Origin of the sequence: Flavobacterium sp. ZB4P23 (assembly GCF_003970375.1) — a bacterium.
In the GTDB taxonomy this organism is placed as follows: domain Bacteria; phylum Bacteroidota; class Bacteroidia; order Flavobacteriales; family Flavobacteriaceae; genus Flavobacterium.
In genome coordinates, this window is the sequence record NZ_RYDK01000007.1 from 54,834 (window position 1) to 68,490 (window position 13,657).

Annotated in this window: 13 protein-coding genes and 1 pseudogene; 12 read left to right on the forward strand and 2 right to left on the reverse strand. The window is 33.3% G+C overall.

Features of this window, described 5'->3' with window-relative positions:
- Window positions 1–102 precede the first annotated feature (102 nt).
- Both EKL99_RS11930 and EKL99_RS11935 read left to right on the forward strand, forming a co-directional pair.
- A complete protein-coding gene (locus EKL99_RS11930) occupies window positions 103–537 on the forward strand; it encodes a DUF6146 family protein (RefSeq protein ID WP_126561999.1) in 435 nt (144 codons plus the stop codon).
- Between the two features lie 32 nt (window positions 538–569).
- Window positions 570–872: a DUF6787 family protein gene (locus tag EKL99_RS11935; protein WP_126462279.1), complete on the forward strand. Its 303-nt coding sequence runs from the start codon at window positions 570–572 to the stop codon at window positions 870–872.
- 16 nt (window positions 873–888) lie between these two features.
- Here EKL99_RS11935 and EKL99_RS11940 read toward each other — a convergent pair whose 3' ends face one another.
- On the reverse strand, window positions 889–1,188 hold the full coding sequence (locus tag EKL99_RS11940; RefSeq protein ID WP_126462282.1) for a hypothetical protein: 300 nt from the start codon (window positions 1,186–1,188) through the stop codon (window positions 889–891).
- Window positions 1,189–1,234: 46 nt separating this feature from the next.
- A complete protein-coding gene (gene msrA / locus EKL99_RS11945; RefSeq protein WP_126462285.1) occupies window positions 1,235–1,882 on the reverse strand; it encodes a peptide-methionine (S)-S-oxide reductase MsrA in 648 nt (215 codons plus the stop codon).
- 145 nt (window positions 1,883–2,027) lie between these two features.
- On the opposite strand from msrA, the gene EKL99_RS11950 reads away from it, so the two are divergent.
- From EKL99_RS11950 to EKL99_RS14555, 10 genes and pseudogenes are all read left to right on the forward strand, one after another.
- Window positions 2,028–2,690 (forward strand): ABC transporter ATP-binding protein, encoded by a 663-nt coding sequence (locus EKL99_RS11950; RefSeq protein WP_126454557.1) that lies wholly within the window; start codon window positions 2,028–2,030, stop codon window positions 2,688–2,690.
- A gap of 138 nt (window positions 2,691–2,828) precedes the next feature.
- On the forward strand, window positions 2,829–3,593 hold the full coding sequence (locus EKL99_RS11955; RefSeq protein ID WP_126554242.1) for a TIGR02757 family protein: 765 nt from the start codon (window positions 2,829–2,831) through the stop codon (window positions 3,591–3,593).
- A gap of 418 nt (window positions 3,594–4,011) precedes the next feature.
- Window positions 4,012–4,390: pseudogene (locus EKL99_RS11960) on the forward strand (IS1595 family transposase); the annotation flags it as partial.
- Between the two features lie 249 nt (window positions 4,391–4,639).
- Window positions 4,640–4,768 (forward strand): hypothetical protein, encoded by a 129-nt coding sequence (locus EKL99_RS14800; RefSeq protein ID WP_255416239.1) that lies wholly within the window; start codon window positions 4,640–4,642, stop codon window positions 4,766–4,768.
- Complete coding sequence (locus EKL99_RS11965) at window positions 4,761–5,129, forward strand: response regulator transcription factor (protein ID WP_126462291.1); 369 nt, start codon at window positions 4,761–4,763, stop codon at window positions 5,127–5,129. The genes EKL99_RS14800 and EKL99_RS11965 overlap by 8 nt, the downstream gene beginning before the upstream one ends.
- Before the next feature lie 32 nt (window positions 5,130–5,161).
- Window positions 5,162–6,265 (forward strand): hypothetical protein, encoded by a 1,104-nt coding sequence (locus EKL99_RS11970; protein ID WP_126568580.1) that lies wholly within the window; start codon window positions 5,162–5,164, stop codon window positions 6,263–6,265.
- Between the two features lie 2 nt (window positions 6,266–6,267).
- Window positions 6,268–7,704 carry a glycosyltransferase family 2 protein gene (locus tag EKL99_RS11975; protein WP_126462297.1) on the forward strand — a complete coding sequence of 479 codons (1,437 nt, stop codon included), beginning with the start codon at window positions 6,268–6,270 and terminating at the stop codon, window positions 7,702–7,704.
- Between the two features lie 6 nt (window positions 7,705–7,710).
- Window positions 7,711–10,101, forward strand: coding sequence for an LTA synthase family protein (locus EKL99_RS11980; protein WP_126568581.1), 2,391 nt, complete (start codon window positions 7,711–7,713; stop codon window positions 10,099–10,101).
- Window positions 10,098–11,363 carry a YaiO family outer membrane beta-barrel protein gene (locus tag EKL99_RS11985; RefSeq protein WP_126462303.1) on the forward strand — a complete coding sequence of 422 codons (1,266 nt, stop codon included), beginning with the start codon at window positions 10,098–10,100 and terminating at the stop codon, window positions 11,361–11,363. Before EKL99_RS11980 ends, EKL99_RS11985 begins: the two co-directional genes overlap by 4 nt.
- 810 nt (window positions 11,364–12,173) lie before the next feature.
- Window positions 12,174–13,655: a PAS domain S-box protein gene (locus EKL99_RS14555; RefSeq protein WP_158614920.1), complete on the forward strand. Its 1,482-nt coding sequence runs from the start codon at window positions 12,174–12,176 to the stop codon at window positions 13,653–13,655.
- Window positions 13,656–13,657: the final 2 nt, after the last annotated feature.

Consider the following 13,657-nt stretch of genomic DNA (forward strand, 5'->3'; position numbering starts at 1 on the left):
TATTTAATGAGAGGCTGTTTGATACAAACAGCCTCTTTTTTTGTTTAAAATCCTACCAATCAATGATTTGTTTTTCGTAACTTTATAATTCAATTTTTTATCATGAAAAAAAGTTACTGCATCATTATCGTCATTTTTTGTGTGATTTTGGGATGCACATCTTCTAAAACTGCATTTCCAAGTACCGAGAAATCTGTTGCCGCTCAAGGCGACACAGTTCGTATTGCAAATGAGGAACTGGAATACGAGGTGATAATTATTGATCCTGGTTTTAGCCTTTGGCTTAACTCAAGGGCTTTTCCAAGAAATTATCATTCCCAACCTTTTTTGGAAAGCAAAAACCAACTTTATGTGATGGAATGGAACAGTCGGGTGTTGCAACCGCAACGCTATGATCCCAATTTGTATGAATTGACAATCAATTATGACCATAACATTGATTATGGGTATGAAGTAAATTATTTGATCTACAATTATATGATTTATTTTCAAAACACGCATAAACAAAAATTCTTTGGTTTTGTCCCCATCAGATAATGTCACTATCTTTGTATTGATTATAAATAAAAATGAACAAACTGAAACAGCGTTGGGGGATTGAAACTAATTTCCAACTTACCCTTATATTTATTGTTTTTGCAATAACCGGATCCGCATCGGCATGGTTGTCCGAACCTTTTTGTTTTTGGCTGGGAATTACTTCCGAAGAATTAGGGCATTGGTTTACTCCTGTTCGGTTAGTTCTAATTTTCCCCATCTATCAAGTATTATTAGTGTTAATAGGCTTTTTGTTCGGACAGTTCAAATTCTTTTGGACTTTCGAAAAAAAGATGCTTAAACGCATGGGATTAGAATTTATTTTTAAGAAATAATTAAAAACGCCTCGAATTACGAGGCGTTTTTGTTTTTAATTACATACTTGTAAATCCAAGTTAAGGTAAAGGTGGGAATAAAATCCGAAAACGGTAAAATTTCTTCCAGAAAAGTAATCACTCCTCCTACCCGTCCAATTGTTCCTTTATACATCCATGTCATCAAAAAACCGGCTAGAGGAGCCCAAATTACATCTGAAAACTCCCCTATAAAAGGAACAACGAACGAAAGCATACCGATGGCATCAAACAGAATTCCTAAAAAGAGATTTCTGGTCTTACTGCTTTCTGCGCTAACGGACACCTGTTCTGTCATAAAATTTTGATTTTATTTTGGAATGCGTACAAATCTCTAGTGCCAATTATTTTTTGAGTTTATCCTGATATATTTTTTTTAATTTATCAATTTTGGGTGTGATCACATAACTGCAATATCCTTGTGTTTTGTTCTGATTGTAGTAGTTTTGATGGTAATCCTCCGCTACATAAAACTTCGTTGCTGATGAAATTTTAGTAACAATTGGTTTTCCAAATGTGTTCTCAGTAGTCATCAAAGCCATATAATCCTCGGATAACTGTTTCTGGAAAGGATTGTGGTAAAAAATTTCACTTCGGTATTGCGTCCCAATATCATTCCCCTGACGGTTCAAAGTTGTAGGATCATGTGTGGCAAAGAATATTTCCAATAGCTCTCCAAAACTTATTTTATTAGGATCAAACGTAATTTCAATCGCTTCGGCATGACCAGTGTCACCAGTACCTATTTGCTGATATGTAGGATTTACTGTGTTTCCGCCTATATATCCTGAAACTACCTTGCTCACGCCGTCTAGTTGTAAAAAAACTGCTTCGGTACACCAGAAACAACCTCCCGCAAAGGTTGCCACTTCCATTTTGTTTTGTATTTCCATATTTTTTGTTTCTATACTTTTAGGCAAAGTACTATTTTTTTCTTTTGCACAAAATGAAAAAGGCAATAGTGCTAAAAAAATCCCAATTATTTTATTCATAACCTATGATTTAAGATCAAATTTATTCATTAAATCGTTGTGAATATCCACTCTTAACTAAAGTTTATAGTTTGTCAAAGGAAAATAAACGGTGTTCCAATTCATAATCATGAAAATCTTTGTTTCTTTGTAAAAATAGATTATAATGATACAAGCCAAAAATTTACATAAATATTACGATCAACTCCATGTGTTGAAAGGAGTTGATTTACATATTCAAAAAGGAGAGATTGTCTCTATCGTTGGTGCTTCAGGAGCCGGAAAAACAACACTTTTACAAATCCTTGGTACTTTAGACAAGCCAAGCCTTGAAAACGGAATTGAATTACGCATCAACAATGAGGACATTCTGACGATGAATGACAAAAACTTATCCAAATTCAGAAACTTAAATTTAGGTTTTATATTCCAATTTCACCAATTGTTACCAGAATTTAGCGCATTAGAAAATGTGTGCATACCTGCTTTCATTGCTAATAAGCCCAAAGTTGAAACGGAAATTGAAGCTAAAAAACTACTGACTTATCTTGGTCTTTCCCATAGAATGAATCACAAACCCAACGAGCTTTCCGGCGGGGAACAGCAACGTGTGGCGGTGGCCAGAGCGCTTATTAATAAACCTGCTATCATTTTTGCTGATGAGCCTTCCGGGAATCTAGACACGGCTTCTGCTGAAAACCTACATCAATTATTTTTCAAACTGCGTGATGAATTGGGACAAACGTTTGTAATTGTAACACACAACGAGGAATTAGCCAATATGGCCGACAGAAAACTAATAATGGTAGACGGTTTGATTAGTAATTAGGAGCTATTTCCAGCTATACACTCTATCTTTTTATTTTTAAAGAAAAAATAAAAAGGATGCCGTTTCTATCTGGGCTATACCTTGAAAGAACTAGCTGTACTTCCTAAAACAAATTAGTATCCAAAGTCATCCTCTATAATGAATCCATCAGAACTTAAAGATTTCCTCGACGAAAAAGTCCTACAATACAACACACTCGATTTCATAGAAAGTGATCCGGTACAAATCCCGCATTTGTTTTCACAAAAAGAAGACATTGAAATTGCCGGTTTTCTCAGCGCTACCATTGCTTGGGGAAACCGTAAGATGATTATCAAAAATTCACATCGCATGATGGATTTAATGGGAAATGCACCGTATGATTTTGTCATGTCACATACAGAAAATGATTTGGAACAATTGGAATTGTTTGTACACCGCACTTTCAACGGACAGGATTTTGCTAGTTTCATCAGAAGTTTGCAGCACGTTTATGCCAATCATGGTGGTTTAGAAGTGGTTTTCAGCAAACATCAGGAAACTCATTCGATGCAAAAAAGCATCCATGAATTCAAGAAAATATTTTTTGAAATTCCGCATCCGCACAGGACCCAAAAGCACATCTCCGATCCGCTGAACAATTCAGCAGCAAAGAGAATTAACATGTACCTCAGGTGGATGATTCGTCAAGATAATAAGGGAGTCGATTTAGGAATCTGGAAAAGCATTTCTCCCGCTTCATTATCTTGTCCCTTGGATGTACATTCCGGTAATGTAGCCCGAAAATTAGGTCTCTTGACACGCAAACAAAATGATGGAAAAGCCTTGTCTGAATTAGATACAAACCTTCGTAAATTAGATGGTATAGATCCTGTTAAATATGATTTTGCTTTGTTTGGACTGGGGGTTTTCGAGGGATTTTAGCAGGGGTAAAAGTTAATTTAATTTTAGGGGATTTTTTTTCTATGGTGTAAAATAGTTTACATTAAAATAACCCGAAAATTTCATCTGTCATAAATAGCCTTAGAAAAATCGAACTTAAACTTGATGAAAACCTACTTGCGTATCTTCGCTTAAAATATTTATCCTTTACAATTGTGTTTTTAAAATTCTATTTATTGGATCTTGAAAGCCACCTATTCTTTTGTCTTCTTTTCGATTAAAATGATGGCTCCAAACCAAAAATTTTGACTTTAAAAAAAACAAAAAATTTGTTTGGATAAAAAAGTATTGAGGTCAGTATTAAATTTCATATATTTAAAGTCTATAAAAGACCGATAAAATGGTAATTCCCAAAGGTCAAAACCTTATAGAGTTTGCTGAACGCTTTAATAGTGATTAAATTTGTAATAATACCTTTTAAAAATAAAATGCTCAGAGAAGTATGTTTGTAGAAACTGTAGTCATACTAAAAGTCAAATTCGCAAAGACTATACAAGAACCTAAAACATTTGTAATGATACTGAATAAACTATGGCTAATACGCTATTCCATAAAGTAAAATTTGGATTAAGAAAAGCATTTTTCATTTGCTTTGAAATGGCTACAACCACAAAAAGTCTTTCTGCATCTCAAATGGGTGTTCAATTTGGAGTTCAAAAAAAAATAGCAAGAATGTTTATGTAAAAAGTTCGAGAAGCAATGAAATCAAGTAAAAATTTTCCATGAAAGGGATTATAAATGTAGATGAATCCGTTGTTGGTGGTTTGGAGAAAGGCAGATAATATTTGTCATAAAGAAATAATATGCGGTTAGATACCGACCTCAAGAAACTAATTCATTAAAAATAAAAACTATTCAATATGCGATTGCGTATATAAGTAATAGGAACGATATATTGTTGCGTATTATAATGTCAAACCTATAATAAAGACTGAGGTTGAGTTAAAAACAAATACAACATTATTTTAATCTCATTACTTAATTAAATATTAATAATAATTTTAATTTAGATTTTCCAAATATAATCCATGAAACAAAAATTTATAACAGTACAAAAACTAAATAAAATGGACGAACTTATACTGTTTTTCCCCTTAAAAATAAAAGACAAAAACCGTACTTTATTCCCAAAATTAAAAGCAGTAGACAATGAGTGATTTGAAAAAAATCGTCTTGGCTGAAGATAATTCTATTTTTTTATTATTATTAAAGTTTCGATTGGAAAAAGAGGGCTATAAAATCCTGACAGCTGTAAATGGAAAAGAAGCACTTGAAATAATAGAAGAACACAATCCTGACTTAATTTTGACTGATATCATGATGCCTTTTATTAGTGGTTTAGAAGTTATCAGCTATGTAAGAAATAAATTGAACCTACAAATCCCAATCATCGTTTTTTCATCGGCGGGACAAGAGGAAATTGTTCTTAAAGCATTTGATTTAGGCGCTACTGATTTTATGAGTAAGCCTTTAAGTCCTAACGAACTAGTGATTAGAGTAAAAAGATTATTGCGCTAACAAGTCCCTATAAAGAACCCTGGGGTTGCTATATGAATACAAATTATTACTTACTTGACTATTTCAATGGGTCACCACTTATCATTCAAGTGGCATGGATGATAAGTGGTCTTTTTATTCTTATTCTTCTTCCTCTAATACTATACTTGAAATATTTGAGAAGCCATCTGAGAAAAAAAGAACGGATTACGGCTGAATATGAAAGCAAATATGAAACGCTTCTAATCCGATATCTATATTCTGGAGATGAAGAACAAGAGATCAGTCCGGAACAGCAAGTGATAATAGATGAATTAAAAGACTCTCTAACGGATCTATTCAAACGAAAAATTTTAATTGCTGTTTTGCTAAAGTTAAAAAATGAGGTTTCAGGAGAAATTGATGAATCTATTCAAAAACTCTATTTTCAAACTGGTCTTATCAACTACACTTTATCGCAATTAAAGCATAAAAAATGGTATATTATTGCCAAAGTAATCCGGGAATTAAAGCAATTTAAGGTAAAGGAAGCACATGATGAAGTGATTGTTCACATAAACCATCCCCGAAGAGAGGTTCGAAAAGAAATGCAATTGTATATGGTCAATTTATTTTATTTTGAAGGACTGAATTTTTTAGACATTTTAGAAACACAACTGTCTGAATGGGATCAGATTCAATTATTAGAAGTCCTACAAAGACTGGAAAATCAGAATATCTCTAATATTAAATCCTGGTTGGGTTCCCCTAATGATTCAGTAGTCATATTTTCTTTGAAACTAGCAAAAACGTACAATCAGTTTGAAGCAAAAGAGGAACTAATCCATTTGTTGTACCACATTAATAAAAAAATAAGACTAGAGTCCATTCAAGTATTGAGTTATTTAAATGCCTCAGAAGCCAAAGAAATTTTGAAAATCAATATAGAGCAACGCAGTCCGGAGGAACAAATTGCTTTTTTTAAAATGATGGAAAATTTATATGAAACCAGTGACGAATTGTTTCTGATGCAATACATACATTATACAATTTTTGAAATTAAGGTTTCCTCATTAAAAATTTTAAAAATCCTTAATACCGAAAAATTCAATCTGCTTAAATTAGAATCTTCTGATCCACAATTTTTGAAAATTGTTAATTTTATTGAAAACAATTAAGTATGGGAAACAGTACTGAACAAATTATATTTGAAACAATCCATTATTTGTTTTTTATTTATAGCATGACGGCTATAGTGTCTTATCTCATACTTGCCGCCATTTCTGCTGTAGAAACAATAGAATACAAACGAAAAAACAGTTTTGTGAATTACATAGAAATATTATCTTCAAATAGCTCCCCTTCCATTTCAATTATAGCTCCAGCCTATAATGAAAGTTTAAATATCGTTGAAAACGTACGCTCTTTATTGTCAAACCACTACGTAAATTATGATGTAATTATAGTAAATGACGGTAGCAAAGATGACAGTTTAGAAAAACTCATTCTGGTGTATGAACTAGTGCCCGTATCCTTGCTTATTAACGAACAAATCCCAACCAGACCGCTCAGAAAAGGAATTTACAAATCAACAAATCCTGCATTTGAAAAATTAATTGTTGTTGACAAAGAAAACGGAGGAAAAGCAGATGCTTTGAATATGGGCCTTAATATAAGCAACAGTAAGTATGTTGCCTGCATAGACGTCGATTGTTTATTGCTTGAAGATTCACTCCAAAAAATGATTAAACCCTTTCTTGAAACTACTGACAGAAGAGTTATTGCTGCTGGAGGAGTCATTAGAATTTCGAATTCCTGCATTGTCAAAGAAGGCAAGTTGCAAGATATCAATTTTCCTAAAAAATTACTAGAGCAAGGCCAGATCCTAGAATACATTCGTGCTTTTTTATTAGGAAGAATGGCCTGGAGCAGACTTAATGGGTTGTTAGTGATTTCCGGCGCTTTTGGCTTGTTTGACAAAAAAATTGCGATCAGGGTAGGCGGTTATGACATCCGTACGGTAGGAGAAGACATGGAACTTGTAGTACGAATGAGAGGCTACATGGAAGAACAGAAAAAAAAATACAAAGTTGCCTATATTCCTGATCCGCTGTGTTGGACGGAAGCACCTGATAATTATAAAACATTTATTTCACAAAGAAACAGATGGACTCGCGGAACTATTGAAACTTTGAGAAGACATCGAAAAGTTGGATTTAATCCAAAATACAAGGCGCTGGGAATGCTGAGTTATCCCTATTGGTTTTTTTTCGAAAGAATGGCTCCTATCATAGAAGTGGCAGGTCTGCTCTATTTTGGAATTCTTATTGTGTTTAATCAAGTACGCTGGGATTATTCTCTTGCCTTTTTACTTTTAGCCTATTTATTTACCGTTTTCTTTTCTTTAATATCCTTAATTACAGAAGAACTCACCTATCATCAGTATAAAAAGAAAGGAACAGGCGTTCACTTATTGCTAATTGCTTTTTTAGAACCATTTGTCAATCATCCCTTTATTTTATATGCAGCGATTCAAGGGAATAGCGATTACTATTTTAATAAAAAGAAAAAATGGGGAGAAATGACCCGAAAAGGAATGACTAAAGCATCTAATTAAACGCAAATGAAAACGAAATTTACTTATAAAAAAAGTTTAGAATATATTTACGCTACGGTTTCGTTGATCCTTATATTTTGTCTGTTGAGTTTCATTGATGTATTCAAAAATTTTGAATTACTGTCATTTATTTATAAAGTATTGAATGATTTTTTTACGGGAATACTCCTCGGAGTATTATTTTTCCCACTGTATTTAGGATTAGAATATATAAAAAATACTATTGGAATACTGGTTATCAGAATACTATTCTCCAGTATCGTACTCATCCAAGTTGGATTAACGGGATACAGCCTTACCACTCATATCAATCTTGGAGCAGACCTTCTAGGTTATTCATTGAGTGATATGTACACCACTGTTTCTGCATCTTTATCCTTATCCTTGCTGACATTTTTACCTTTTGTAGTTATACCTGCAATGTATTGGGGACTGAACTGGTTGTTCCATTTATTTGGACATAAAATCAACACAAAAATTTTACTTTTAGTGGTATTCTTTTTTGGAAGTTTGAATTTATTAATTGCCAATAGCAATAAAACTGCTTCTCAAAACAAATTAAATTTTTTGTTGAGTGATATTCTAAGAGCTAAAAATGACATCGCTTTAGCGTCTCAAGGCGACTTCTCTTTTAAGAAAGAATACCCATTAGAACGAGCCTCTGAAGAAACTAAAGATGTCCTGGCTTCGTTTTTTAACATTCAAAAAGAGAAACCAAATGTGGTTTTTATAATTGTTGAAGGACTTGGTAGCGATTTTACTAACAATGGCGATTATAAAGGTTTCACGCCTTACCTTGACGCCTTGGTATCAAAATCGCTTTACTGGGAGAATTTCGTGAGCAATGCAGGTCGAACATTTGGCGCACTCCCTTCATTAATAGGTTCGTTGCCGTTTGGAAAAAATGGCTTTATGGAATTGAATCCCTTACCCAAGCACAATTCACTAATCAGTATTTTGAAATCAAATGGATACACTACCAATTATTTTTGTGGTGATGACTCCAGTTTTGACAAAAAAAGTAATTTCCTGGAATACAATGGTATCGATAAAATTGTAGATATCGATAAATTTGGCCCAGGATATACAAAAACAAAGAAAAATGCAGGCGGTTTTTCCTGGGGCTATCCTGATGCGGAGATTTTTCGTAAAACATTATCTGAATTAAAAGATACTAAACAACCTCGCCTGGATATCATCATGACGCTTACCAATCACGAACCCTTTAATTTTCCTTCTAAAAAAGCGTATTTAGAAAAAGTAGAACGCATTTTAGAAACCAAATCATATTTTGAAAAAGACAAATGGAACGATTACAAAGATATTTTTGCGTGTTTGTTGTACACAGACAATGCGATACAGAATTTCATGCAAGCCTATGCTAAAAGACCCGAGTATGCAAACACCATTTTTATTATTACGGGGGATCACAGGTTAATTCCAGTTCCTCAAAAAGATAATTTATCCCGTTTTCATGTTCCTTTTTACATTTACAGCCCCATGTTGAAGAAAACGGCAACATTCAAATCTATTTCTTCCCATAGCGATGTTACGCCAAGTTTAATTTCTTTTTTGACAAATAATTATGAATTTAATCCATTAGAAAAAACGACCTGGCTTGGTCAGGGACTCGACACCGTGCGAGAATTCAGAAATATCCATAGCATTCCGCTGATGCGATACAAAGGAAGCATCAATGATTATATTTATAAGGACTATTTCTATTCTGATGGGACTGTATTTAAGATTGATGAAAATTTAAATCTTAGTGAAGCAAACAACGACATGACTGAAACGATAAGCAATTTTTTTACTGATTTCAAAAAATTAAATGCTTATTTAACTACAAAGAATAAAATCACAAAGGCTGCTACAAGCTTTAAGAAACCTGCTTATACGTTTACTGCTGAAGAATTTTTGACCATTAAAAAATTAACAAAAGGATTGAATCGTGATCAGGTTTTCTTTTTAGCCAGAGAATTAGCATTTACAAAAGAGCGTGAAAAAGCCCGATTATTATGTGATTACATCTTGAATGAACTTCCTAATTATGGCGAAGTAAGAACACTCAAAGGCCGAACGTTAGCTTGGGATGGCGATTATAAAAACGCCGAAAAAGAATTATTGGAAGTTATCAACAGAACCCCTTTTTATAGCGATGCCTATTTAGCACTGATGGATGTGTATTGGTGGTTAGGGCAAAACAATAAAGGGGTCGCAATTGGCAAGCTAGCATTGGGTAATCAAATAAATGATGCAGAATTGGGTTATAAACTGGCACAAGCATACTATAGAATTCACAATCTAAAAAATTCAAACACACTGATTGATAGCCTATTGATACTATATCCTAAAAATAAAGAATACTCTAATTTTAAAAAAAATCTGAAAAAATGATTTCAAAAATAATGCTAAAACTACTTTTTCTAGCCCTGTTTTTTGGCGGCTTTCAAATGTCCGCACAAGAAACTAAATTTGAGGGAGATCCTGATGCTTCTTTTGAAATTGCTCGCAATTTAGCTTTTAATCAACAACGCAAGCAGGCACAAGACACCTTGTTATTCATTTTGACAACATATCCTAATTACCATGATATCCGCTCTTTTTTAGCGACAACCTATTCTTGGGACGGCGACTATAAAAAAGCAAGAAAAGAATTTAATTATGTCCTCGAAAAAGACATTGAGAATAAAACTACCTGGATAGCTGCCATAAAAAATGAATTGTGGGGAGATTTGCCATTTGCCGCATTAGAAATGACAAATAATGCTTTAAAAATATTTCCAAAAGACACTGAACTATTGTATTTGAAGGCGAGCGCACAAGAAAACAGCAATAATACATTAGAAGCATTAAGCACGATTCAGCTCCTATTAGATACAAATCCGGAGGATCAGAAAGCCAAAGACTACAAGGCGAATTTAAACAATGGCTTGAGCCAAAATGCCATAGGAATAACTTCCTCCGTAGACCTTTATTCCGATGTTTTTGATCCAATGCAATACCATGCGCTAATGTACAGGCGGCAAACGAAATACGGAAGCATCATAGGAAGAGTAAATTTCAACAGGAGATTCAACGAAAATGGAGTGCAATATGAAGTAGATTTATACCCAAAAATTACAAAAGGACTATATGCCTATGTGAATTTTGGCATCGCCAGTACTTTTTTGTTTCCAGATATAAAATATGGTGCTGAATTATTTAAATCACTACCTAAAAGCTTTGAAATTTCCCTAGGATTCCGCACCTTGAAATACAATACTACCACCAATATTTATACTGGATCTCTGGGCTGGTATACCGGAAACAGTTATTTATCTTTCCGTCCTTACTTTACTCCCGGAGTAACAGGAACCAGTATATCCGGGACTTTTACCTATAGAAAATACCGAAGTGACGCTGATAATTATTTAGGAGTAGCCGTTAGTATGGGTTTCTCTCCGGAAATTAATCAGTTCGCTATTGATGAAAATGCAGCTAAATTTGTCGCCTTAGAAGCCCAAAGAATTAATCTTGGGTATTATTTTACCTCATCTAATAAGCAAAATGCCTGGGGAACACAATTAGCGGTTACACACCAAGAAATAATATTTGACCAAGGAAATTTCTTTTGGATTTATTCTCTAGTACTTTCATGGGAATTAAAATTCAAATAACCGATTCCCATTTCTAATTTAATTTTCCAAATCTTTTTTTGCTTCAAAAGAAGGATTCTTCATGTATAAAAAATCGAACTCACTGTTTCTAAAAACCAATAAAACAAATGCTGAAAAACTGCTTTTTGTTAAAAACGATTCTGCTTTTTTAAGATTATGTGTTTTGAAGCATTTTAATGCAATACATCAAAAATATTTTTTTTTGATGTATTTTATATGTAATATTATAGTGCAAAATATTAATAATCAAATACCTATTAAAAAAAATTCCACTTGACAAACATTAATTTAAGTAAATGATTGTAAATAGTATGATTCGCTTTAAACGCAGTTTAAAAGGAAAAACATCCGAGCAAATCAATATTTTTTATCAAGCACTATAACTTGATAAATATTCAGCTGGTTTAATTCTTCATTTCAGAAGCTTTTACAGATGCCAAAATTTTTATCTTTATCCAATTTGTTATTGAGTAAAGTCGAAATAAATAGTATAAACGATATTCAGGATTAATTTAAATGTATAGATTTGCAGTAGGATTTTTAATCAATAAGTGTATTTTTTTTTCAGGACGAGACACGGCTATGTAAGAAAAGAACTTTTAATACAATTAGTTCTCATGATTCATCCGCCCAAACGCTGTGATGAAATAGACGGAATTGCTTGTGAAATATTAAACGGAACGCCAGATTTTTGTTCTGTACCATTTATTGTAAAGTCCGGCATACAAATTTTTGTGGAAACTAAGGTATCACAGAGTGTTTGGCATGGTAAACGGATCATTTTCAGAGTCAGCTAAAGATATATCTCAAATGAAACTATCAGAAAAAAAATTTTTAAAAAAATTTTATCTCAATCCATCTGCTTGTAGTTTAAGCGATTTGGTTACAGGAGAATATATTGAAGTGAATGACGCATTTTGCAATTTGCTCGGATTTGATAAAAATGAAGTCATAGGTAAAGCACCTGTGGAATTTGGTATTTTAACACTTGAAAGTCTAAATACCCTATACCTGAAGATAGATACCAATCAAAAAATATCTAACCTGGAAGCAAATCTGATAGCGAAGAATGGAGATGTGAAGCATGTGCTGTTATCGGCAGATAATGTATATATCCGGAATAAAAAATGCCGTTTTACTGTTGTCCATGACATTACCAATCACATACAGGCCAAGCAGGCGCTGGAAGTAAGCGAAGGAAAATACAAAACCTTGCTAAATGCATCTCCCGATGGTATTTTATTAATCAATATGAAAGGAGTCATTACTGAGGTTTCTGAAATCGGGCTTGAATTATTTGGCACCGATACCAAAGATGATTTGGTAGGCAAAAAAATTTTCCGATTCATTCCATTTGATGAAAAAAATACGATAAGAAAAATCATTGAAAAGACAATGAATGAAGGACTATCACAAAATATTGAATTAAAAATTAGAAAGCTAAATCAATCGTTATTTGCCGGTGAAACGAGTGTCACTTTAATACAGGACCCGGATGGGGTGTCCTTATCATTCATGATCATCATCCGTGATATTTCACAACGTAAGAAGATAGAGGCAAAACAACTTCATGCCGACCGGATGGCCAACCTTGGAGAAATGGCCACAGGTATTGCACATGAGATCAACCAGCCATTAAATATCATTTCTATGGTAATGGATAAGATTTTATTTGAGTCTGCCAAAACCGAAACTATCAACATTGAATTCCTTGAAAATAAATCAAGCAAAATTTTTGAAAATATAATCCGGATCAGGAACATTATAGATCATATCAGGGCATTTTCAAGAAACGACAGCGATTACATATTGACAGCTTTCGATATTAATTCAAGCATCGAAAATGCCGTTACTATATCAATAGAACAGTTGAAACACCTTGGAATCAACCTGAACCTCCAACTTGATAAACAAATTCCTCATATAGTTGGCAATACCTACAAATTTGAGCAGGTTATTATTAATCTGCTGGCCAATGCCAAAGATGCAATAGAAGAAAAGCAAAGCATACAGGAAGATTATTTTGAAACACTCATTGGGATCAGAACGTATCAGCAGAATCAATTTCTAATCGTAGAAGTTACAGATAATGGTATTGGCATTGGAAATGACGATATCAATAATATTTTACTTCCTTTTTATACTACAAAAGATGAAGGAAAGGGAACCGGAGTTGGATTATCAATCTGTTATCAGATAATCAAGGAAATGAACGGAACCATAGACATAACGAGCGATCATTTTTATGGAACGAAAATAAAACTAGTTTTGGATACTCAAAAGAAAAAGTAAAA

Bases quoted from the DNA above. Each gene is read 5' to 3' on its own strand.
- EKL99_RS11930 (WP_126561999.1), top strand. From the start codon at position 103: ATGAAAAAAAGTTACTGCATCATTATCGTCATTTTTTGTGTGATTTTG.
- EKL99_RS11935 (WP_126462279.1), top strand. From the start codon at position 570: ATGAACAAACTGAAACAGCGTTGGGGGATTGAAACTAATTTCCAACTT.
- EKL99_RS11940 (WP_126462282.1), bottom strand. From the start codon at position 1,188: ATGACAGAACAGGTGTCCGTTAGCGCAGAAAGCAGTAAGACCAGAAAT.
- msrA (WP_126462285.1), bottom strand. From the start codon at position 1,882: ATGAATAAAATAATTGGGATTTTTTTAGCACTATTGCCTTTTTCATTT.
- EKL99_RS11950 (WP_126454557.1), top strand. From the start codon at position 2,028: ATGATACAAGCCAAAAATTTACATAAATATTACGATCAACTCCATGTG.
- EKL99_RS11955 (WP_126554242.1), top strand. From the start codon at position 2,829: ATGAATCCATCAGAACTTAAAGATTTCCTCGACGAAAAAGTCCTACAA.
- EKL99_RS14800 (WP_255416239.1), top strand. From the start codon at position 4,640: ATGAAACAAAAATTTATAACAGTACAAAAACTAAATAAAATGGACGAA.
- EKL99_RS11965 (WP_126462291.1), top strand. From the start codon at position 4,761: ATGAGTGATTTGAAAAAAATCGTCTTGGCTGAAGATAATTCTATTTTT.
- EKL99_RS11970 (WP_126568580.1), top strand. From the start codon at position 5,162: ATGAATACAAATTATTACTTACTTGACTATTTCAATGGGTCACCACTT.
- EKL99_RS11975 (WP_126462297.1), top strand. From the start codon at position 6,268: ATGGGAAACAGTACTGAACAAATTATATTTGAAACAATCCATTATTTG.
- EKL99_RS11980 (WP_126568581.1), top strand. From the start codon at position 7,711: ATGAAAACGAAATTTACTTATAAAAAAAGTTTAGAATATATTTACGCT.
- EKL99_RS11985 (WP_126462303.1), top strand. From the start codon at position 10,098: ATGATTTCAAAAATAATGCTAAAACTACTTTTTCTAGCCCTGTTTTTT.
- EKL99_RS14555 (WP_158614920.1), top strand. From the start codon at position 12,174: ATGAAACTATCAGAAAAAAAATTTTTAAAAAAATTTTATCTCAATCCA.